Annotated in this window: 24 protein-coding genes; all 24 read right to left on the bottom strand. The window is 59.4% G+C overall.

Features of this window, described 5'->3' with window-relative positions; translation table 11 throughout:
• Positions 1-87 precede the first annotated feature (87 nt).
• Positions 88-300: a lysis system o-spanin lipoprotein Rz1 gene (gene rz1, locus LOY38_RS30380; protein ID WP_408980529.1), complete on the bottom strand. Its 213-nt coding sequence runs from the start codon at positions 298-300 to the stop codon at positions 88-90.
• A gap of 249 nt (positions 301-549) precedes the next feature.
• Positions 550-975, bottom strand: coding sequence for a cell wall hydrolase (locus LOY38_RS18300; protein WP_258700751.1), 426 nt, complete (start codon positions 973-975; stop codon positions 550-552).
• 75 nt (positions 976-1,050) lie between these two features.
• Positions 1,051-1,605: a tail fiber assembly protein gene (locus tag LOY38_RS18305; protein ID WP_258696430.1), complete on the bottom strand. Its 555-nt coding sequence runs from the start codon at positions 1,603-1,605 to the stop codon at positions 1,051-1,053.
• A 7-nt stretch (positions 1,606-1,612) separates the two neighbouring features.
• Positions 1,613-2,767 carry a phage tail protein gene (locus LOY38_RS18310; protein ID WP_258700752.1) on the bottom strand — a complete coding sequence of 385 codons (1,155 nt, stop codon included), beginning with the start codon at positions 2,765-2,767 and terminating at the stop codon, positions 1,613-1,615.
• Positions 2,768-2,778: 11 nt separating this feature from the next.
• The gene (locus LOY38_RS18315; protein WP_258696431.1) at positions 2,779-3,378 is read right to left on the bottom strand and encodes a YmfQ family protein; all 600 of its coding nucleotides are present in this window, start codon (positions 3,376-3,378) and stop codon (positions 2,779-2,781) included.
• Positions 3,369-4,406 carry a baseplate J/gp47 family protein gene (locus LOY38_RS18320; RefSeq protein WP_258696432.1) on the bottom strand — a complete coding sequence of 346 codons (1,038 nt, stop codon included), beginning with the start codon at positions 4,404-4,406 and terminating at the stop codon, positions 3,369-3,371. The genes LOY38_RS18315 and LOY38_RS18320 overlap by 10 nt, the downstream gene beginning before the upstream one ends.
• Positions 4,396-4,794, bottom strand: a complete 399-nt coding sequence (locus LOY38_RS18325; protein WP_258696433.1) for a phage GP46 family protein — start codon at positions 4,792-4,794, stop codon at positions 4,396-4,398. The genes LOY38_RS18320 and LOY38_RS18325 overlap by 11 nt, the downstream gene beginning before the upstream one ends.
• Positions 4,794-5,300 (bottom strand): phage baseplate assembly protein V, encoded by a 507-nt coding sequence (locus tag LOY38_RS18330; protein WP_258696434.1) that lies wholly within the window; start codon positions 5,298-5,300, stop codon positions 4,794-4,796. Before LOY38_RS18330 ends, LOY38_RS18325 begins: the two co-directional genes overlap by 1 nt.
• Positions 5,297-6,412, bottom strand: a complete 1,116-nt coding sequence (locus LOY38_RS18335) for a phage baseplate assembly protein (protein WP_258696435.1) — start codon at positions 6,410-6,412, stop codon at positions 5,297-5,299. Before LOY38_RS18335 ends, LOY38_RS18330 begins: the two co-directional genes overlap by 4 nt.
• A 3-nt stretch (positions 6,413-6,415) precedes the next feature.
• Positions 6,416-7,675, bottom strand: coding sequence for a DNA circularization protein (locus tag LOY38_RS18340; protein WP_258696436.1), 1,260 nt, complete (start codon positions 7,673-7,675; stop codon positions 6,416-6,418).
• A 4-nt stretch (positions 7,676-7,679) separates the two neighbouring features.
• Positions 7,680-9,734: a phage tail tape measure protein gene (locus tag LOY38_RS18345; RefSeq protein ID WP_258696437.1), complete on the bottom strand. Its 2,055-nt coding sequence runs from the start codon at positions 9,732-9,734 to the stop codon at positions 7,680-7,682.
• A 130-nt stretch (positions 9,735-9,864) separates the two neighbouring features.
• Positions 9,865-10,161: a phage tail assembly protein gene (locus LOY38_RS18350; protein WP_258696438.1), complete on the bottom strand. Its 297-nt coding sequence runs from the start codon at positions 10,159-10,161 to the stop codon at positions 9,865-9,867.
• Positions 10,158-10,505, bottom strand: coding sequence for a phage tail tube protein (locus LOY38_RS18355; protein ID WP_258696439.1), 348 nt, complete (start codon positions 10,503-10,505; stop codon positions 10,158-10,160). The genes LOY38_RS18350 and LOY38_RS18355 overlap by 4 nt, the downstream gene beginning before the upstream one ends.
• A 60-nt stretch (positions 10,506-10,565) precedes the next feature.
• Complete coding sequence (locus LOY38_RS18360) at positions 10,566-12,062, bottom strand: phage tail sheath subtilisin-like domain-containing protein (protein ID WP_258696440.1); 1,497 nt, start codon at positions 12,060-12,062, stop codon at positions 10,566-10,568.
• Positions 12,062-12,268 carry a DUF2635 domain-containing protein gene (locus LOY38_RS18365; protein ID WP_258696441.1) on the bottom strand — a complete coding sequence of 69 codons (207 nt, stop codon included), beginning with the start codon at positions 12,266-12,268 and terminating at the stop codon, positions 12,062-12,064. Before LOY38_RS18365 ends, LOY38_RS18360 begins: the two co-directional genes overlap by 1 nt.
• A complete protein-coding gene (locus tag LOY38_RS18370; protein WP_258696442.1) occupies positions 12,265-12,855 on the bottom strand; it encodes a hypothetical protein in 591 nt (196 codons plus the stop codon). The genes LOY38_RS18365 and LOY38_RS18370 overlap by 4 nt, the downstream gene beginning before the upstream one ends.
• A gap of 59 nt (positions 12,856-12,914) precedes the next feature.
• Positions 12,915-13,310 carry a hypothetical protein gene (locus LOY38_RS18375; protein ID WP_258696443.1) on the bottom strand — a complete coding sequence of 132 codons (396 nt, stop codon included), beginning with the start codon at positions 13,308-13,310 and terminating at the stop codon, positions 12,915-12,917.
• A 53-nt stretch (positions 13,311-13,363) separates the two neighbouring features.
• Positions 13,364-13,885 carry a hypothetical protein gene (locus tag LOY38_RS18380; RefSeq protein ID WP_258696444.1) on the bottom strand — a complete coding sequence of 174 codons (522 nt, stop codon included), beginning with the start codon at positions 13,883-13,885 and terminating at the stop codon, positions 13,364-13,366.
• Complete coding sequence (locus LOY38_RS18385) at positions 13,878-14,240, bottom strand: phage head closure protein (protein ID WP_258696445.1); 363 nt, start codon at positions 14,238-14,240, stop codon at positions 13,878-13,880. Before LOY38_RS18385 ends, LOY38_RS18380 begins: the two co-directional genes overlap by 8 nt.
• Positions 14,241-14,242: 2 nt before the next feature.
• Positions 14,243-14,794 carry a hypothetical protein gene (locus LOY38_RS18390; protein ID WP_258696446.1) on the bottom strand — a complete coding sequence of 184 codons (552 nt, stop codon included), beginning with the start codon at positions 14,792-14,794 and terminating at the stop codon, positions 14,243-14,245.
• Between the two features lie 3 nt (positions 14,795-14,797).
• Positions 14,798-15,085, bottom strand: coding sequence for a hypothetical protein (locus LOY38_RS18395; RefSeq protein ID WP_258696447.1), 288 nt, complete (start codon positions 15,083-15,085; stop codon positions 14,798-14,800).
• A gap of 48 nt (positions 15,086-15,133) precedes the next feature.
• A complete protein-coding gene (locus tag LOY38_RS18400) occupies positions 15,134-16,453 on the bottom strand; it encodes a phage major capsid protein (protein WP_258696448.1) in 1,320 nt (439 codons plus the stop codon).
• Positions 16,454-16,515: 62 nt separating this feature from the next.
• On the bottom strand, positions 16,516-17,460 hold the full coding sequence (locus LOY38_RS18405; RefSeq protein WP_258696449.1) for a S49 family peptidase: 945 nt from the start codon (positions 17,458-17,460) through the stop codon (positions 16,516-16,518).
• Positions 17,457-18,728, bottom strand: coding sequence for a phage portal protein (locus tag LOY38_RS18410; RefSeq protein ID WP_258696450.1), 1,272 nt, complete (start codon positions 18,726-18,728; stop codon positions 17,457-17,459). The genes LOY38_RS18405 and LOY38_RS18410 overlap by 4 nt, the downstream gene beginning before the upstream one ends.

The following is an 18,728-nucleotide window of genomic DNA, read 5'->3' on the forward strand; positions in this document are numbered from 1 at the left end:
TGCACTGTGAGTTGAAAGACGATAATAGTCCCCTAAAGGATCAGCGTAAAATTTCCCGTACGTAGGATTGACAGCCCTTCAATGCAATCAGTCCGCGATCGCCGGCATCGGTGATTCCGATAATTCGTTGAGCATGCGCCGGGTCAAGTCGGGCGCGTACGGTTGCATGATCCAGGCCGCCGGCGCCGGTGGTTTTTGACACGTTACAGGCACCGGCTGAATCCGCATCGAGGAGGACTGACAGCCGCAGATCAGCAGTGGCAAGGCGATCGCGCAGGCGAGCCTGGTCTTTTTGTGCATTGGTCAAAACCTCATGGTGAGTTTGATCGCTGGCCGCTAGGCGCTGCTCGAGCGCCAGGCGCTTGTCCTGATCGGCACGCACTTGGGCGGTGGCCGCGCTGCTGATGGCGGTCAGATCGTCCTTGTGCAGGCCAGCCTGTTCAGCCAACCGCTTGCCGTAGCGCCAGTCCTGGACCTTCCAAACCCCGCCGGCCGTCAGCAGCAATAGCGTCAGTACGCCTACAAGCGCCAATTTCAGCGCCGCGGGATTCATGGCACATCCTTGAAGAAGATGTGGTGGCCGAGCTTGAGTGTCTGTTTCGCTCCCATAGTCCAGGCCGGAGCCTTCGGCATGGTGGTCGCGTAATAATGAGTGGCCCCGCCGGTAGGATCGGACTCGGTACCGGACATCACCAGGTCGGCAGCCTTCTGCACTTGGGCGAATTGCCCGGCCGGGATTGGCTTTGCGCCGCTGAGGTAGGCGTAGTTCGGGTCGTTCTTGTTCCAGCAGCTGAACTGGTACGGCTTCTGACACACGCCGCCATAGCCCTCCCCCCACCATGACTTGGCGCTGCCATCGTTCACACGGTTGCGAATTGTCCAGGCCACGGCGATCTGACCGGCCAGGGTTTCGCCGCGAGCCTCGCCCCATAGCGTGCGTGCAAGGATGTCGCGGTCTTTCTCGGTTATGGTCATCATTTGCTCCGGGCAAAAAAATGCCCGCTCAATGGCGGGCTGGTTAGATCAGGAGATAGTCTCGGCGTACTGCAACTAGCGAGGCGATGTAGGCCAGGTGATTTCGGCCGGGAACCCCGCCTGCTGCTCGATCCGATTCAGGGCAACACGGTGGCGTTTCCAGGCTAACAAGGCCGCCTCCTCCACAGGCGTCGCTTCGCCAAGATCTTGTGCATCCTGCAAAGGGGCAATTCGCGTTGCAGCTTCCCCCAAACGAATGTCCCGCTCGAACAACGCAGTAGCCGCTTGATCCGCCAGCAGCGCCTCCTGATCCAGTTGCCAGCCTCCATCCAGCCAAACGCAGAATCGATCCGGTGGGGCCTCTGTTGTGTAGCCATCCGGCAACTGACCTAACTGTGACCAAGCGACCTGCGCGCCAGTATCTGTTCGATAAACCGTACTCCGTAGGTCGGCCGTCTCTAACGGAATGCCATCGACGAGGGCCCAGACGAAGCCAGGCGGACACGAAGGCAAAGTATCTACTAACTCAACCGCGTTATCGGGTAGCTGTACGCCAACACCTGGCACCACAGGCAAAATGACTGGACCCGAAAGGGCGCCAGCAGAATCCACAAGATAGATAGAACTCATAAACACCTCAGATCAGTTTCAACCGGCTCGGATACGCGATGTTGCGGGGACGTGTTTCAGCGCCGCCGTAAAGCTCGGAACCAGGCAGACCAGAAGTATCGGAGCGGTTGCCCCGGGCAATTTTCCCCGAACCAAAAGCCGTCGGGTTGCTTGGAGAGTCGATGTTGTGGCCGTGCGCCCGAATCAAATCGGTTTGCCAGGAGCCCGCAGCACGGCCCGAATCAACGCTTCTGCCTTCATCAAGTGACCGGACAAACTCGCCACGCATTTCTGGTACTCGGAAAGTCAGCGCGCCATCACCTGAAGTCCAAGCGCCCTCCATCCCCACGCGAGCTGCTTCAGTGGTCAACATCCCCGACTGCTGCGCGTGATCCCATGCCCACGGCCAGTCGGCACGGTTGTAAATCAAACCGTTATGCCCGACCCAGCCTCCGGGAGAAAACGCCGTCGTCGTCTCGAACACCACGCGCCCCATGGGCGTACTGTCCTGTCGTGCAACAGGCCACCAGTTACCTGCTGCATCGCTGCGTAACTTCCACCAGTCACCCGCCCCCATCAGCACAAAAAAGGAATATCCCGTAGGTGAGAGATGGGTATGGAATTTGATTTTGTCTGCACCGGCGGCTGCGACCATCAATCGATTCCCGCCGTTATCGACGCGTCGGATAATCACTTCTCGGATGCCAAGTGCAGCATTCGACGCGGGCAAGGTAATGGTCGTAGCACCGGCCGTACTATCAACCAAAACAAGACCAAGCTCGTTGGCCGCCAATACCTTGGAGACAGCGGTGGAAACCACTACCGGGTTATTCAGGGCAATCTTTGAAATTGCTTGACGGACGCGCAGCGCCGTCATGATCTTGGCATTGTCAGCCCCGCCCTCTGCTTCCTGTTGAGACGCGAGCGGTGCTTTGCCCGCAACTACTTCCGTAGCCTCTGGCACAGCGGCGCCGATAATGGAACTGATCGCCTGCTGTAACTGAGTGGTATCACCTTCGTCCGGAACCAGACCAGCCCCCTCAATCACATTGAGAACTTCAAGCGTCACCGAATTGCCCCACACTGCCGGAATCAGAGAGCCCGGCGTCCCGCCCAACGGGTCTTCATCTACAAACTTGCCATCCACCAACCCAACACTGGGCACACTTTTAGGAAAATCCACGTTCAAACCCCTCAGTCATAATTGATGTGCACGACGGTGTGCGCCGGCGCTGGCCGGCGGATTGAGCATTCCAGCGGGTCGCCCGGGTTTGTGCCGAAACGCTCCCCCCAGTAGCTGACGCCGAAGCGTCTGCCCTGCCGCTGCCGACCACCGGTGTTCAGCGTCCACATGAACTGCGCATACCAGGTACCGAAATGCGCCGAGCCAAACCGAGAACGCCCCATACGGGGCGCTCGATGTTCAGTGATGGTGGCGTTCGGGTAGCCCTGGCTCACGGCTATCTCGATGAAATACGCACGACTCTGGCCACCGACTTCAACCAGACGCCGACGCACCGCCAGGCGTCGATCCTCAAAGGCTGGATTCGGCCCAAGACAAGGATCTGGCAGATTCATCAGCACCTCCCAGTCGGGCACCAGCTCGCTGACACCGGAGGGATCCATTTCATTCAGAAGATCCACAGCGCGGGCATCGAGGCGCGAGAACTCTACGGAGACGCCCGACAACACAAGGTCGATTTCAGGTACCAGTTCCGGGTCCCAGGCCGGGCCAGCGGGCAGTAACCCGCGCAGTTGCCGGCGGTACTGATCTGCGGTTCGCGCTACAGCCATGTGATACCCCCAAAGGTCAGCAGCTGATTGGCCGCAGCGGGAACGTCGGCAGACGGCACGGTCAATGAGTGATCGGTTTCGCCGGCGGCGCCGCTGATGGCTTCGCGGATATGGCTGATCAGCAGCTTGTCACCCAGACCGGCCTCCCGCTCATGAAGATCGATCAGGTTCGCCTGAATCGCCGCGCGCACCGCGCTGGTGTCTGGTACGGGGTGAACGCTGTATGGAACCGGCACTTTCACAGGAGGCAGCACGTACAGTTCAGCGGTGACCGGCCTGAGCGGTTCGATGTAGTCCTTCACTTCCGCCAGCTGCACCGGATTGGGCACCGGCTCCGGATCGTCATCGCGCATAACGAACAACCCCACGGTGCCCGGCCCCATATAGTTGCCTCGACACCATGCGCGGGTGACGCCTGGCACCTCCAGCGCCCAGGTTTCATAGTCGTCAGCGGAGCCGCCGTGCGGAATCACACGGTAGGAACGGATCACCCGTGCACGCAATGACTCGAGGCTTTCCGTGGCGATACCTCCAGTGATGCCTGGGGCAATGACAGTGAATGCGTTGGTCACCCCGGGCACCGGCTGCACCAGCGTCAGCCCCAACCCCGCATCAGCGTTGCCCAGCGCGCCAGCGTCGACCGCTGCAATCGTCGCCGTATTGAGCCCCGCCACCGTGGTGACACTTGCTTTCACTCGATACATGCGCCCATCACCGGCCTGCAAAACAACATCCTGATCAAGCACCGCTCCAGCGGCAGCGGTGAAACTGACTCCGCCCTCGGCGGATTGCGCCGGCTTGCGCGGTTGATTCAGCCGAAGCGTGGCGATCCGCTCCAACGTTTCTTCGTCGGCCTTGTCGGGCAGGACCTGATCGGCGATCCAGTCGAGGTAGCCGTACAGACCATAGGCCGCACCGCTGAGCGTGCGGGCCAGCACCTGGGCGTCCGATCGCCGAAGCGAATCGCCGGCGAGATCGCTCTGGGTTCGGTTGATCAGCACCGGCAGTGAAGGCGTTTCAAACGGCATAGATCACCTGCCAGGAAGAGATGGGTTTGATTTCCACCCGGGCACCGCCGGGCACGGTCAGGATGACGCTCAGGTTCAGCCGGTTGATGTCGCGCTTCTCGCTGCTGATTTCGATGTCGATCACGTGGCCGTCATCGAGCAACCAGCGCAGCGCCTCGGTGGCGTAGAACTCGGCGTCACGTTGCGTGGCGTCCGTCAGCTTTACCCGGCGCAGCAACCAGAGGCGTGAACCAATGCGGTCGTCGGCAATGACCGGGTAACTGTCGCCCCACCATCCGAACAGTTCGTCATCGTCCACCGGATCATCCGTGGCAGCGCGACGCCAGGTAAACAGGCTGATCAATACCGCCCGGGTCAGGGCAGCTTCACGGGTTTGCGAGATGATCATCAGGCCTCCATAGCGGGAGGCCCGCTGTTGCTCGGCCCAGCCAGCACGCCGGTATGCACGTGTTCAATCTGGCTGATGCCACCGGCCACCTGGTCGCCTTCCGAAACGATCTGCCCAGTCTGGGTGATCAGCGGCGTGTCAAAGTTCACGGCGGTGGTGGCCTTGATGTTCAGCGTCTGGGTTTCGATGTCGATGATCCGCCCGCGCTTGAAGTGCACCTTGTCACCTTCATCGGTGTAGATGGCAACCTCGCCCGGCTTCAGTTCCTTTATCCGGTACCGGCGATCAGCGGCGACCAGCACCACCGCGTGTGACCGGTCGCCGCCGAGGAACATCGTCAGCACCTCGGCACCAGGCAACGGGTTACTGGTGATGCCGTAGGGTTCGAAATGCTCGGCGCCGTCCTTCAGTTCACCGGCGGTCAGCTTGACCTGCAGCGTTTGCATCATCTTGCCGGCAGCCGCCAGCACCACGGTGCCGCGGGCCATCATGCTTTTCAGGCTCATTTTTTGGGCTCGTAGTCTGCGGGGATGAGGTATTCGAAGTTGTCGCCCTTGCCGCCCTTCTTCAGCTTGCGGTTCTTGTGCGGGTCATGCGGTTCAGGCTCGAAGCCATCCGGCGGGCCGACCTCCAGCTTGGTGATCATGCCGTTCTCAGCGAGGGTGTACGTAATCCGGGCAATGAGCATCATTCGGTCGAAGCCGATGATGGGATCGATGACCCGCACCAGGGCGTTGTGCCGCCAGAGCGCGCCGTTGGACTGTCGCCAGCCCTGCACGGTGTAGGTCGTGGTGAGCGCCTTGCCCATCCGGGTTCCGCGCTCCCAGTTGGCCCGGGCTTGGGCCAGTTCGTTCGTCATCTGCCCGGATTCCTGGATGATCATCACCCGCTTGCGCGTGGCGCGCGGATCGGTAACCACCGCTGAAACCTCGGCCGCCTGCTCACCGAACTCTTCGTCCGTGCCACTCTTCTGGCCCAGCACCCGGTATTCGGAAAACACCGCCGAGAAATCCAGCGGCGCATCACCGGTCAGGATGTTCTTGCCCACCTCCAACGCATCGAAGGCGTGCACCTCGCTGCCCGGTTTGGCCAGCACAGCCATACCTCGTGCATCGTCCGTAGAGAACACCCGAAATAACGTCAGCAAGCGGTCGATGGATTCGAAGACAGTTTCGCCGGGCTCGAGCGTGTGATCCGACAGCTTTGCCCCTTCCGGGATCTCGCTGCGCACCTTGATTCCATAGGGCGCCGCCAGAGCGCTGACAATTGCCAGCACGCTCTGATTGTTCCACTGCCCGGGATTGTTGATCGCGGCGCAGTCCACGAGGTCGGCCGTTAAAGATCGACCACTGATGCTTCTGCTGACCTGCTGGTGGTCGTAGCTAATGGGCGGAGCGAATACCCACCCGGTCAGCACCAGTTCATCACCGATACGAACTTGGCACTTCGCGCCCTCCCTGATTGGGATCGCAACGTCCTGCCCCGGCCACTTCCGGGTGATACTCAGATTGAAGGATCGGGCTTGATCCTCAAGCCCCGCGGTGATCTCTACGGTTTTCCAGCCGTAGTAATCCAGACCGTCAACCGTAAGGGTGACGGTGTTTTGGTCTTCAACCATATGCTACCTCTGGGCGATCTTGATCGGCCGCGCGGGGACAAAGCCCGGGTGCCGCAGGCGATTGCGCTGCACCACCTCGGATTCGCGGGTGGCATCGCCGAAGCGGCGGTAAGCCAGCACTAAGGCCGAAAGCGTTTCGGGCGGGGTGAAATCCATCAGCCGCACGCCGGACTCTGCGACGGCGGTCAGGTGCTTCACCAGGGTCTGGCGAAGCGTGTTGAGCACCATGTAGTGACCGGGATCCGCCTTCAGTGACGCCTCGAAGATGGCTTCATTGAGGCTGTCGCGCAGCTGTATCACGTCGTCAGCCACTGGCACCTCCGGCCGCACCAGCGGTTGGATAGCCTGCTGTTCTACAGACGGAGCGGTGACCGAGGAAATCGGCTGAGACACGATCGGCATTTCACTGATGATCAACGCGACCTGCACCAGAAGCGCGTCTTGCACCAGGTTGGCCGTAGCCTGCGAGGCCGCCGCAGCATCAACGCCGCCGGCCTGACTGACGGTGTTGATGCTGGACACCGCTTCAGTCTGTTGCGTCGCGGTGGTCACCGTGTTGCGATAGGTCGAACCAGAGTCGTCGCCCAGATAGTCCTGCACCGAAAACTCGCTGAAGTAGCTGGAGAACAGCGACGACAGAGAATCTGGCGCGTTCATCAGCGACTGGACGAAGCCGGTCAGATTGGTGAACACGCCGACAATCGATGAAAACTGTTGCTGGATCACCGTGTATACGCCCGACAGGCTGTTGCGTAGCCGAGCCAGACCCAGACGGGCCTGATCCACTTTCACCATCGCCGCCTTGTACCGGGCCAGCGCCGAGTCCAGCAGACTGTCGGAGGCTTTCACCACCTGCTGCTGGCTGTTGACCTTGGCGGTCGGAAACTTCAACGGGGTGTCCGGATAGAAGGTCACCGAGAAGCTGACCATCCCCCCCTGCTGGAAGTCGTGGGTCATGTCGCCTTCGCCGGCCTTGACCTGCATGCGGCCGAGCCAGGGATGAACCAACTCCCCAGCGCCTGGGGTTTGAATCGCCTCAAGGAACTTGTCACGCCGCTCGAAGCAATCATCCCCAATGATCCAGCACGTCAGCCGATGCACCTGAGACTGCTTGCCCAATTGCTCGAAGAACGGTTCGTCACGCTGCGGGAATTCGTGCAGCTGACCCTTCATGCCGATCGGTACCGATGCCTGGGGAATCAAAAAGCTGATCCCCCGGAACGAGGCCGGCAGCAAATCATCACGCCATGTTCTGTCAGCCATGTGCTTATCCCTTCATGACGCCAACGGTGCGGGTACCGACGTTGGGTTTTATTTTCAGCCCGGCCTGACTGGACTGCGGCTGATCCACGGTGGTGCCCGCCGGCGCACCTTTGATGTTGACGTTGATTTCGCCATTCAGTTTTTGCGCATTGTTTGCGGCGGTCTGCTGGAGCAGACTGCCTGATGGAGGCAACTGACCTGGGGCGCTCAACAACCGGTTGTTGTTGATGCCAAAGGCTTGGTTGTTCCCCGCCTGCCGCGCCTGTGCCGCCTTCGTCGCATCGGCCTGCAACAGCTCACCTGTTCCCCCACCGACGCCGGCATTTCGTTTTTGCTGGGCTTCCGTGAACGCGTTGACCTTGTTGGTTGCCGTCTGGATGATCCCTTCACCGCCCTCCCCGCCGCCGAACCATTTCATGATTGGCTCGATGATGGGTTTCAGCTTTGCCCATAGTTCTTGGAACCATGCAGTGATTGGCCCCCAGTGCTTGATGATCAAACCCAGCGGCGACCAGTCGAACATGGTCTTCAGGAAGTCCATGACCGGCACCGACAGCGCCATCAGCAGGTCCCACACGGCGCCGAAGAATTCGGTTAGCGGGCCCCAGTTCTCGACGATGCGCCCAAGCGGTGTCCAACTCACAAAAGACTTGAACCATCCCCACGTCGCCAGCACCGGCTCGCGAATTTTCTCCCACAGTTTTTCGAAGTACGGCGCAACGACCGACCAGTTGGCAATCAGGATCCCGGCGGCCAGGGCTATCCCGCGGACAAGCAGGCCAACCGGTGACATCGCCATGACGGCGCTCAGGATTTTGGTAGCCACGATTGCGCCCATTACGGCAACGCGCAGCACACCGAAGGCGATACCGGCGCCGAGTACCCCCCTGATGACTCCAGGATGCGCCGCTGCCAGTTTGGAAAGCTGGGAAACAAGCGGGCCAATCTGGGTAAGGACGTCGTTGAACGGCGGCAGCAGTGCGCTACCGATATCGATACCCAGCCGGGTTACTTTGTTGTTCATCAGTTGCAATGCGTTGGCCGTGGTCTTCGACCGGGCCGTGTATTCGGCTTCCATCGAGCCAACAAACTTGCCCTCTTTGCCAACCGCCGAGAAGCTGGTTTTCAGCAGGCCCAGGTTCGTCAGCAACGGGGCAATCGCCGAAACCGACTCGCTACCAAAAAGTTGGGTCAGCAGGCCAGCCTGCTTGGCCGGATCAACCTTTGCGATGCGCTCAAGTACATCCTCGATCGTTCCTTGAGCATCTTTCTGCATGCTCTTGGCGACCTGGCTCGTATCGAGACGTAGCGACTTGAATGCTTGCGACTGCTCTTTCGTTGCTGCCTTACCTTTGGTAAGAGCCAGCATGAAGTTCTTCATACCGGTAGCAGCAACTTCGCTGGGCACACCGACGCCAGCCAGCGTCGCGCCCATGGCGGCAATCTGGCCCGAAGCCAAGCCGGCAATGGAGCCAAGCGGGCCAATGCGAGTGACGATGTCAGAAATCTGTGCTGCCGAGGATGGACCGACGTTGCTCAGGTAGTTGATCTTGTCAGCCAGCGCGACCACTTCGGGCTGGGTCATTTTGAAGGACGTTCGCCACTTCGCCATCATGTCGCCTGATTGCTCGGCAGTCTGGTCAAAGGCGATGCCCATCTTCACCGCGTCCTCGGCGAACTGTTTGAGTTCGCCGCGAGCGAAGCCAGCCTGGCCACCTGCGGCCACGATGGCAGCAATACCACTGGCTGCCATCGGCATCTTTTCCGACATATCAAGGACGTCCTGTCCCATTTGCTTGAACTGCTCGGGGGTTTCGAACGTGACGACCTTCTTCACATCAGCCATCGACGACTCAAACTCAATCGCCGCCTTGGCACCAGCAATAAACGGCGCCGCAAATGCACCGCCCTGCAGGACATCCTGAAATCCGATCTTGCCCAAGCCTGAACTGTTCATCTGCTTGCGGAAGCCCGCAACGTTCTTCGCCGCCCCCTTCAGCGTCGGCGACAGCTTGTCGACGCCGGTGATCAACGCCTTGAGCTGGAACTTGTCCGCCATCACTGCACCTGCTGGGATTGGTTGATACGTTGAGCGTGCTCCAGTGATTCAAGGAGCACATCCAGCGGCCGGGCCATCATCAGTTCCGGGTCGATCTTCCAGAACCACGCCAGGTCATAAGCGACCTCGATCAGTTGCTTGATGGTGTCGACGCCGCACTCATGAAAAAACTGGCCACCGCCCAGCTCAATGCATTGAGGTCGGCCAGATCCAGCTGATTGACCGACGACGGCGGGATGCCCGCGCAGACCGCGATGTACTTCGCCGCGACATCCATATCCAGGCTAACTTCTTCGTTTTTGTCGATCTTGTAGGGCAGCGCCTTAATGGCGCGGACTTCCAGCACCGTCGGACGGCGTATCGTCAGCTCGGTGACCGGCTCGCCGTGAGCCTCAATGGCGACCTGCAACTTCATAGAATCACTCATTGCCAACTCCCATTGACGCCATCAAATTGCAACTCGACTTCGCCTTCATCGCCTTTCAAAGAAGGCTCATCAACCAGGTACGCGCCCGACAGGACGTACACCCGACCATTTTTGAATTCACAGGTGACGGTCATATCCCGACCGTTGACCAGGGTTTTGAGCGGGAAGCCCGCTTCAAAGAGCGTGGTCATCTTCAGGTAGGGCGCCAGCTCTTCTTCCTTGTAGAAACCGGGATAAACCGTTTCCCGCTTTACCGTCATGAGCGGTGCTTCTGCGCCACCCTTAATTGTTAACTGCGTGCCATCTACTTTGACGTAAGCGGTGCCCGCGATTAATTGACCCATGGTCTGTCTCTCCAGAATTAAAAAGCCCGCACAGGGCGGGCTAGGTGTTCGGGGTCAGCGTTACGCCGCGGCGTCGTACTGAAGGCGGAACTGGTTGAGCATCGCGAAGATACGCAGGCCGTTGATGTAGTCCGGCGGGAACAATACGTTCACCCGGCTCGGGTCGTTGCTGTCGCGCTCGACCACCAGGTGTTCGGCGAACAGCTCGGCATTTTCTACGTGGCCTTCATTTTCGAGCTTTGCATACTGCGCGATCAGCTCGCCCCTGATCGTGCTCGGGGTGACGATGGGCTGACCGGCGCCGAACTTCGTGCCGTCGCTCGCCAGCTTGTGGCGTCCGTATTTGCTGGTGATCACGCTCTGCATGCGCCGGACGATGTACGCTGATTGGTGCATGGTTTCGCTGTCCAGGTACGAATTGTCAGCTTGGCCATAGGCGTTCTTCTGGTACGTGGTGATCGACCGCTGAATACGCACGTAACCGCCTTCGTAGTACGCGGTGGCCATGCCGTAGTTCAGCAGCGACTGACGCTCGGTCAGGGTGAATCGGTCGCTGGCCGGCGCCGGGTCGAGTCCTGGCAGACTGCCGCTTTGGGTTGGACGGCTGGCATCGGCCGAGATGAACACTGCGATGCGCGCGGCCAGCGCCGCCGCCTGCACCCAGAACGGTTGCGGCACGCTGGGTTCCATGGCCTGAATGGTCATATGCTGATCGTTACGAGCCTGACCAGCCGCAACCAATGTACCGAGCGTGCCACGCTTCGCGCTGTAAACGTGACCGAACAATTGCTTGGCCCAGCTCCAGCGCCCGGTGCTGTCGTCCATCGCATCCTTCCAGGCATTCAGCGTGGTGACGTCGGACCAGGGCACGCACATGAACTCAAAGGGCTCATCGCCCAACGCCGCAATCGCGTCTAGCGGATCAGGGGCACCGACACCGGCGGCCATCGGCGTTGCCACCAACGCCAACCCGGTAGGGGTCGCTTCGCCATTGGACTTGCCCAAACGGTTCATGGCGATGCTGATGTCGTTGCCGCTCTCGCCCGTCCACTTGCAGGTAAATGTTACGACACCCTCTACAGCCGCAGCCGTGACGGGCAGGTCTGGGGAAGCGTTGATCTTGACCGCCAACGCACTGGCGGCAACTGCCGCCGTTGCAGCGGCAACTACCGTTGACTGTACGCGCACACCGCCGACGTACACATTCAACAGGCCCGCCTCGGTGGCGGTGCCTGTGATCGTGATGGTTGCCTTGGCAACAGCGCCCGCATCCTTGATCAGCGGCAGGCACCAGATCTCGCCAATGGGATCGGTCTTGCGCCAAGTCTCATACATAGCCGCCAGCATCGAACCCTGTCCGCCAATGTCTTTAGCCAGCGCCATGCTGGACACCAGCACCAGCTTGCCGATGCTTTCGCTGGTGGCGTTGTCGTTGACCTGGGCGACGATCAGCCGGCGCATGGCCGACGACGCACTGTTGGCCGCCGAATTATCCATTTCCGCATAGAACAGCGGCACACGGATATCGGCGGGGATGTTGCTGAATCCGATAGCCATTATTGAGCGTCCTCGGTCTTCGCCGCGCCTGCGGCTTTGGTGGATTGTGCTTTCGCGCCTTTGATTGTGACGTCACCATCGGCCAGGCGACGGCGCCACCAGGCGGTGTCGGGAACTTCCCGGCCCTCGGCCGGCAACAGGTCGCAAGCCTCCGGATCGGGCACAGCACGGCCATCGGCCGGCACCACGGTGATGCGCTTGGTCATGGTGTTACGTCTCCAGTAAATTGGACTTCAATGCGCCCATCCGGGCCGGGGCGTTTCTGGTTGGGATCTGCGGGATCGATGCAGTCCATGTTGAACTTCACACCGGTGAAATTGGTGAGGCCGTCGAGTTCGAGTTCGTGCCAGGTTTCGGCGGGGTCGCCTTGGCGATTTCGGCCAAGCCGGAAACGGGAGACGAACGCAAACTGATAGATCACACGGCTCCGGCTGATATGGACTAATACGCCATTGTTGTATTCGAGCGGTTCGTATTCGGCACCAGGCTTCCAGCCGACCAGTGCCCGCCAGAGCTCGGCGCGCAGGTCATGCAGCAAATCATTTGCCTCCTGACCGCGCTCATCGCCGGCGTCAAGAACGATCACCACTGTGAACTGATCCGTGATGTCCTGAATGATCGCGTTTTGGACTTTATTCGGCGTAGCCGCATCGGCCGAGGCAATTACATAAGCGGCTGGCATAGGGAGCTTTGCGCTTTCAACAACGGCGTCCCAGTCGATCCCGCCTGCCACACGTCCGGCAAACGAAGGGCAAGCCGATCTCAAGTGAGCAACTATCGGATTCAACTTCATTGATCAAATCCCAGGTATAAAAAAACCCCGCGTCGGCGAGGTCTTTTTGAAGTGGACATTCAGTCTTCAGTAAAACTTTCCAGTGTCGAGCCGACATCGATGTCAGCCGGTAAGGGGAGCGACATAACTGCAATATCAGGTTCGTTGGAGAACTTTCCCTGGGCCAGCTGGCGGGCGTTACCGTTCACCGACTTAAACTTGCCTGCGTCATAAAGCCAGATATGGGGCGAGCTCTTGCCATTAAGGGTCAGGTTCCAGCAGCCGACCATCGAGCGAGCCCCCACGACTTTCGAATCACATTCGACGGACCCGTTCGGATATATCTTGTGGTCCAGATAGATGAGCGTAATACGGTCGATTGCACTGCTCGGTGCCTCACGAACTGCTTCGGCTGCATGGGCATTCATCACCAACGCCAACATGGCGATAGGAACAAGCGAGATCAACGATTTCATAGGTAACTCCCTGTATTTAAAACAGCAAGCCTATCCCAAAGCAGTTTCGCCAGTCACCCCAACGCAGCCGCGAATGCGGAGAATAGGATGGATTGCACCTGCGCCGATGAGTCCTGAAGAGCATCCGCCATGTAGTTGTCCCGAGGCTTGATACGCCATTCACCAGCTGCGCGCTCGGCAACAAGCCTGGCCCGGGCTCCGGCTGCGCGGCGGTTCTTTCTTCCCTTGCCTTTACCGGGCGCAAGCTTTCCGGGACGCCGACCTTGCTTCACACCGTAGTGCAGGTAGGCCGGGTAGAACTCCCCCATTTCAGGGGTGAGCGTCGGGGAGATTTTCACCATGAATCCCGATCGGGACACCTTGAACTTTATGGACTCGACCGTTGCCCCAGTTCGGTTGACCGGGTATCCATCCTGGCCCTTGCCAAGCACAAGGTTCATTTGAGCATGCTGGGTGACCAACAAACCCGCCTTGCGCATACCTGCGCGGATCTTCCTTTTATCGAAGGCGTCTCTTTCAAAATCCTCGAAGCCTTCAACGTGCAGGTAACTTTCGACCGAAGCCGAGTTAGCCATAGATACCTCCCCCGGGCCGTTCGGGCCCCTGCTCTTCAACTTCAAGAAGGGTGTAACGCCGCGTACCATTCATGTCAGCGACCCTGCACACCCGGTAGATGATGGAGCCATGCAACACTTCGTGGGCGTCGCTCATTCCCTTCAGGTAATAGAAGATCACCCGATGGGTAATCTTCACATCAGTCTGGACGCCGTTCGCGTAAACAGCGGTGCCGACAGGTTCGATCTTTGCCCAGCGTTTTTTCTGCTCGGTGAATACTGAGTCAAGTCCTTGGTCCGGCGCAGGGATATCTGTCCGCAATCGGATCGTGATGCGTCTGTCCAGTTCACCGGCACTCGGTTCGCGCATGGCCATGGTCAGAACCTCGGCGGAACGGTGATATCAGCCACCAGGTGATCAAGAAACGCAGACGGCAGTTCGGCCAATGTCTGACCGACCAGGAACATTTCCGGGTGCCGGTAGATCGTTGCCGCCGCCATCAGCAGCCAATTACGGACGCCAGGGTTAAGTTCAAGATCAAGCCCTGCCTTGTAGCGAATCCGCAGCGGTCCCGCTGGCCGAGTACCTGGGAAGAACAGGAAACTTTCCCGCTGCCCCTGCTGCAACTCGACCGGCACCGTTTGCTCGATCCATGTCCCATCTGGCTGCCGCGACATGATCGAGACGAGCTCGCTGGCCTGCCCAACGTCCAAGGCATGCCCTGACAGAAAGTTAGCCGGCCAGTCTTCTTCGTAAATCGCACCCCGGATTGCAGCGCCCGTCTTCGACTCGCATTGAGCGGTCACGCCGGGGATGATGATCTGCTCGATCAGCGCCGGCTCCATGTCCTCTGACTCAACCCGACATTGGAAGGCCACCTGCTCCAGCGTCAGGACCGGGTCGCCGAAGTACTCGATTCGACGGGCCATGGCTTATGGCTTCGCGCCGTCATCGGTACCCGCATTACCTTCGCCGCCTTCAGCACCATTAGACGTCGCACCGGATGTCTCGGCGGGCGAGTTTGCCGCGCCGGGGTCACCGGTATTTTTTGAACTACTGGTTTTCGCCGCAGCAGTCTTACCTGCTTTCGGCTTTTCGTAGACCTCAGCGAAGCCCTTGGATTTCAGGCCTTCAACAACGTCTGGATCAAACCCGGCCAACTCGTCTGCCGAGTAACCACGCCAGGCTTTCAGAAACCGCACCACAACTTTATCGCTCATCGCTTCGACCTCAGATATGCAAAGCCCCGCCGAAGCGGGGCAAAAGGATTACATGCCAGCGCCCCACTTCACGGCGACGGCGACCACGATGCACTCCACGTGACGTGGACCGAAGTCGTGCTTGGCGATTACCTTTACCAGGGTCTGGTCACGCTGGAAGGCGCTGACCATGTTGCCCTCGGAATCTTTATACGAGGCCTCGCTACTGAACGAGATAGTCAGGTCCATGTCTTCGCCGATCATCATGTCTGCGAAGTTAACGAAGTAGAATTCAGTCTCATTGCCACCGACGCCGAGGTTCACTGGGATCTGGTTGCTCAGACCAACCGGATAGCCCTTGAACAGACCCTGTTCAATTTCCGGATAAGCCTTGTTGCCGTTGCCATCACGCAACGACTGCAACCAACGGAAGACACGCGGATGCATCAGCCAACCGCAGTCTTTCATCATCACGTTGGCGGTTTCGATGCGAAGCATCATGCCGCCGCAGAACAGGTCGATTTGTTCCAGGGTGATGCCAGCAGTGTCGGGAGCCGGCAACACGTTGAACGCCTGCGCCCAATAACGCATGCCCTTGGGAAGCGTGCCGCTACCGTCGGCACGAATGAAGTGCAGGTCTTCCGAAAGACCCATCGACACTGCCAGGTCGGCTACGACGATGTCATCGATTCGCGGGCTGATGCCAGCGTTGGCAATCAGGTCATTGGAGATGGGTACGATCGCAGCGGCTTTTTTCGCCGACAGTTTCGTATCCGCGAACGTCATACCGGTGAGCGGGATGTCGGTTTCGGTACCGATGTAGGTGACAATGGTGTTGCCGGTAATGCGAGGCTGGGTCAGGTTGCCGTTGTTCAATGGCAGACTGCGGGCCCCCATCTTGCGCACCACTGACATCGGGCGCAGAGCCTCGATAATCTCTGTCGCGAAGTTTTGTGGAACCAACACACCGCCGGCACCCGGCGTCACCGTGCTCAATGCCATGGCAACATCAGTGGAAAAACCACCTTGTTCCGCCATTTGCGCAGCCTGATGCTGATTACCTCCCGCGGCGGCCAGCAGCCGGACCATCTGAGCCATGCGCACTCCTGGCGCATCAGCCGGACCCGATCCGGAAATGTAACCTGGTGGCGGGCCAGTTCGGCCTTGCGCCGACTCATTGACTGGGACCGCATTGGCGGCCGCCATTCGCTCAGCCTTTTCCGCCCGACTGATCTTGTCAGTCAGAGCATTGAACTCGGCTTCCAGGCTGGTGAATTGAGTCAGTTGCTCAGCCGACAGCGCCGCGCCGCCGGCTTCGAGTTTAGCCAACGCCTGAAGCGTTTCGTTGATCTTGGCGCGTTCGCTACGCAATTGAAGTACAAGGGACATGGTGCCTCCTGGGCATAAAAAAACCCGCACATGGCGGGCTTCGACGACTGCCGCGAACGCGGTCAGATCTGGGTTTGAAAATTCAGTGCGGCTGCTCGGACCGAAAGACGGCCTTGCTGGCGGTTCGCTCGGCTCAATGCCACCGAGTTGGATAAGTCATCGACGGCTTGTTGCGGGCTCTGCATGCGATCGGCAAGGCCCGCCGCGATACCAGCCTGCCCTCGATACAGACCAGCCTCAGTGGCAATAACCTGCTGTACCGAAAGCCCGCGGTAGTCGGCAATCGCACTGACGAAGAGCTGATAGCTCTCCTGCACAACATCGTTGAGGTACTTGAGCGACTGGTCGCTCAACGGTTCGTGAGGGCTGAGGTCGTTTTTGTGGGCCCCGGCAAACACGGTGGTCACCTTGACGCCCATGCCCTCTTCCATCTTGGAGCGGTCCATGTGACTGGCGATGACGCCGATCGATCCAACGCCACTGGTCTGGCTCACCACCAGTTCGCTACACGCGGCACCGATCAGGTAGCCGCCACTGTAGGCCATGAAGTTGACGATGCCGGTGATGGGTTTCTGCTGGGCCATGGCACGAATATCTGCCGCCAGCTCGAACGCCCCGACGGCAGAACCGCCTGGGCTGTCGATATCCAACACGATGCGTTCGACCATCGGATCCGCAACAGCGTTGCGAATCTGAGCCCGCAGCGTTTCATAGCTGGTCATCGTCTCGCACATGCTGACGTGACTGCCGCGACTGACCAGCACGCCACTGACTGGAATCACTTCAATGCCGGTTCTGGCGATTGCGGTGCGGCGCTCTTCCTCGCGCTGGGCGATTCTGTCCATGCCGTCATCCGACCACAGGCCGGCAACTCCCTGGCCACCGATGTTGACGATGTTCAGGCTCATTGCCTGATTGGCCCAGCGAACGCCGAGGTCCAACATGTCAGGCGTTACCAGCAACGGCTGATTGAACAGCAGGCTGGAGGCTCGCAGGTAGTTTTTCATTGCGCCAGAATCCTCTCTATTTCAGCGTGCTGCAGCTCGAGCTGCGCTCGCACGCTGGGGTTGGTCAAGTCAGGGGCGCCCTTGCCTGCGTCCACCATGTTCAATGGTTGCAGGTAGATGTCACCGCCTGGTACCGGAGGCATGTTCTCCAGCCGGCGGATGTCGTTGACGCTGAGCCAGCCCCACTGGCGGCCGATGGCGTAGGCCTCATAACGACTCTTCTGATCACCGCGCAACAGGCCGGACAAGTTGAACTCGATGAAGTACTCGCGCCGGTCAGCGGGCAACAGGAAGTCGCGCATCATCGACTGTTCGTGACGCTTTACCCAAGGCAACAGGGCGAACACCACGAACTGAATCATCAGCTGCTCAAGGGTGTTGTAGTTGGACTTCTCCAGGTCGTTGACCATGGGTAGCGGGATTTTGTAAATCCGGGCGATATCGGTGCCGGTGGTTTTCAGAATGCCCAACACCTCAGCATCCACGTTGTTCATGGAAACGGGCTTGAAGGTCATGCCCTCCTGCAACAGCGCAACCTTCTTGGCGTTGTCCATGCCGCCAAACTTCTGACCCCACTGATCGACGATCTTGTCGATGCTGCCTTGATCCTTGATCGCCGGGGCTTCACGTGGGCGCTCAATCACACCTGATACCGTCACACCGTTGGCGAAGCTTTTGCCCGTGTATTGCCGCACAGCCTGAGCCAAACCCAACGATTCGGCATGCACCTCAATCGGCGACAGCCCCACGTAATGGTTGGTGCTGAACCACCGCACGTGGTGAATCATGCGCATAGGCAGTGCTTCGCCGCCGCTGATCCGGTAATACGGCAGCATGTCGCCGCCCTTCAGTACCTGCACCTTGTCGTTGCACAACGGCCAGAGCGCCGCGACGTTTCCGTCATCCCGACGATCAATGAAGCTGTAAGCGTTACCCCGCAAGCCGGCAGCACCTTGCGTGCATTCCCTGTATTCATACGGCGTCTGAAATCCGTTCGGCTGGTACCGAAGGACGTCATACGCCGGATGGTTGATGGCCGCTTCACGCTGGCCTTTGTCCAGCCGCCGGTACATCTCACAGGGCAATTGCCCCATGGTCTCGGCCAGCAACGTGACGCAGTTTTGTAGAATCGGCAGGCCCAGCGCCGACTCGGGCGTCACCCTCACGCCCGAGCTGTTACGACCACCACCAAGAATGCCACGCCAAAAACCACCGCCCATTTCTGTCAGATTTCCGCGCCCCTCGCCGAGCACGCTTGAAAAGAACAT

It is taken from the genome of Pseudomonas sp. B21-015 (assembly GCF_024749285.1).
Classification (GTDB): Bacteria; Pseudomonadota; Gammaproteobacteria; order Pseudomonadales; family Pseudomonadaceae; genus Aquipseudomonas.

Excerpts from the sequence above, each read along its gene's own strand:
- rz1 (WP_408980529.1), bottom strand. The coding sequence starts at position 300 with ATGCACAAAAAGACCAGGCTCGCCTGCGCGATCGCCTTGCCACTGCTG.
- LOY38_RS18300 (WP_258700751.1), bottom strand. The coding sequence starts at position 975 with ATGACCATAACCGAGAAAGACCGCGACATCCTTGCACGCACGCTATGG.
- LOY38_RS18305 (WP_258696430.1), bottom strand. The coding sequence starts at position 1,605 with ATGAGTTCTATCTATCTTGTGGATTCTGCTGGCGCCCTTTCGGGTCCA.
- LOY38_RS18315 (WP_258696431.1), bottom strand. The coding sequence starts at position 3,378 with ATGGCTGTAGCGCGAACCGCAGATCAGTACCGCCGGCAACTGCGCGGG.
- LOY38_RS18320 (WP_258696432.1), bottom strand. The coding sequence starts at position 4,406 with ATGCCGTTTGAAACGCCTTCACTGCCGGTGCTGATCAACCGAACCCAG.
- LOY38_RS18325 (WP_258696433.1), bottom strand. The coding sequence starts at position 4,794 with ATGATCATCTCGCAAACCCGTGAAGCTGCCCTGACCCGGGCGGTATTG.
- LOY38_RS18330 (WP_258696434.1), bottom strand. The coding sequence starts at position 5,300 with ATGAGCCTGAAAAGCATGATGGCCCGCGGCACCGTGGTGCTGGCGGCT.
- LOY38_RS18335 (WP_258696435.1), bottom strand. The coding sequence starts at position 6,412 with ATGGTTGAAGACCAAAACACCGTCACCCTTACGGTTGACGGTCTGGAT.
- LOY38_RS18340 (WP_258696436.1), bottom strand. The coding sequence starts at position 7,675 with ATGGCTGACAGAACATGGCGTGATGATTTGCTGCCGGCCTCGTTCCGG.
- LOY38_RS18345 (WP_258696437.1), bottom strand. The coding sequence starts at position 9,734 with ATGGCGGACAAGTTCCAGCTCAAGGCGTTGATCACCGGCGTCGACAAG.
- LOY38_RS18350 (WP_258696438.1), bottom strand. The coding sequence starts at position 10,161 with ATGAGTGATTCTATGAAGTTGCAGGTCGCCATTGAGGCTCACGGCGAG.
- LOY38_RS18355 (WP_258696439.1), bottom strand. The coding sequence starts at position 10,505 with ATGGGTCAATTAATCGCGGGCACCGCTTACGTCAAAGTAGATGGCACG.
- LOY38_RS18360 (WP_258696440.1), bottom strand. The coding sequence starts at position 12,062 with ATGGCTATCGGATTCAGCAACATCCCCGCCGATATCCGTGTGCCGCTG.
- LOY38_RS18365 (WP_258696441.1), bottom strand. The coding sequence starts at position 12,268 with ATGACCAAGCGCATCACCGTGGTGCCGGCCGATGGCCGTGCTGTGCCC.
- LOY38_RS18370 (WP_258696442.1), bottom strand. The coding sequence starts at position 12,855 with ATGAAGTTGAATCCGATAGTTGCTCACTTGAGATCGGCTTGCCCTTCG.
- LOY38_RS18375 (WP_258696443.1), bottom strand. The coding sequence starts at position 13,310 with ATGAAATCGTTGATCTCGCTTGTTCCTATCGCCATGTTGGCGTTGGTG.
- LOY38_RS18380 (WP_258696444.1), bottom strand. The coding sequence starts at position 13,885 with ATGGCTAACTCGGCTTCGGTCGAAAGTTACCTGCACGTTGAAGGCTTC.
- LOY38_RS18385 (WP_258696445.1), bottom strand. The coding sequence starts at position 14,240 with ATGGCCATGCGCGAACCGAGTGCCGGTGAACTGGACAGACGCATCACG.
- LOY38_RS18390 (WP_258696446.1), bottom strand. The coding sequence starts at position 14,794 with ATGGCCCGTCGAATCGAGTACTTCGGCGACCCGGTCCTGACGCTGGAG.
- LOY38_RS18395 (WP_258696447.1), bottom strand. The coding sequence starts at position 15,085 with ATGAGCGATAAAGTTGTGGTGCGGTTTCTGAAAGCCTGGCGTGGTTAC.
- LOY38_RS18400 (WP_258696448.1), bottom strand. The coding sequence starts at position 16,453 with ATGTCCCTTGTACTTCAATTGCGTAGCGAACGCGCCAAGATCAACGAA.
- LOY38_RS18405 (WP_258696449.1), bottom strand. The coding sequence starts at position 17,460 with ATGAAAAACTACCTGCGAGCCTCCAGCCTGCTGTTCAATCAGCCGTTG.
- LOY38_RS18410 (WP_258696450.1), bottom strand. The coding sequence starts at position 18,728 with ATGTTCTTTTCAAGCGTGCTCGGCGAGGGGCGCGGAAATCTGACAGAA.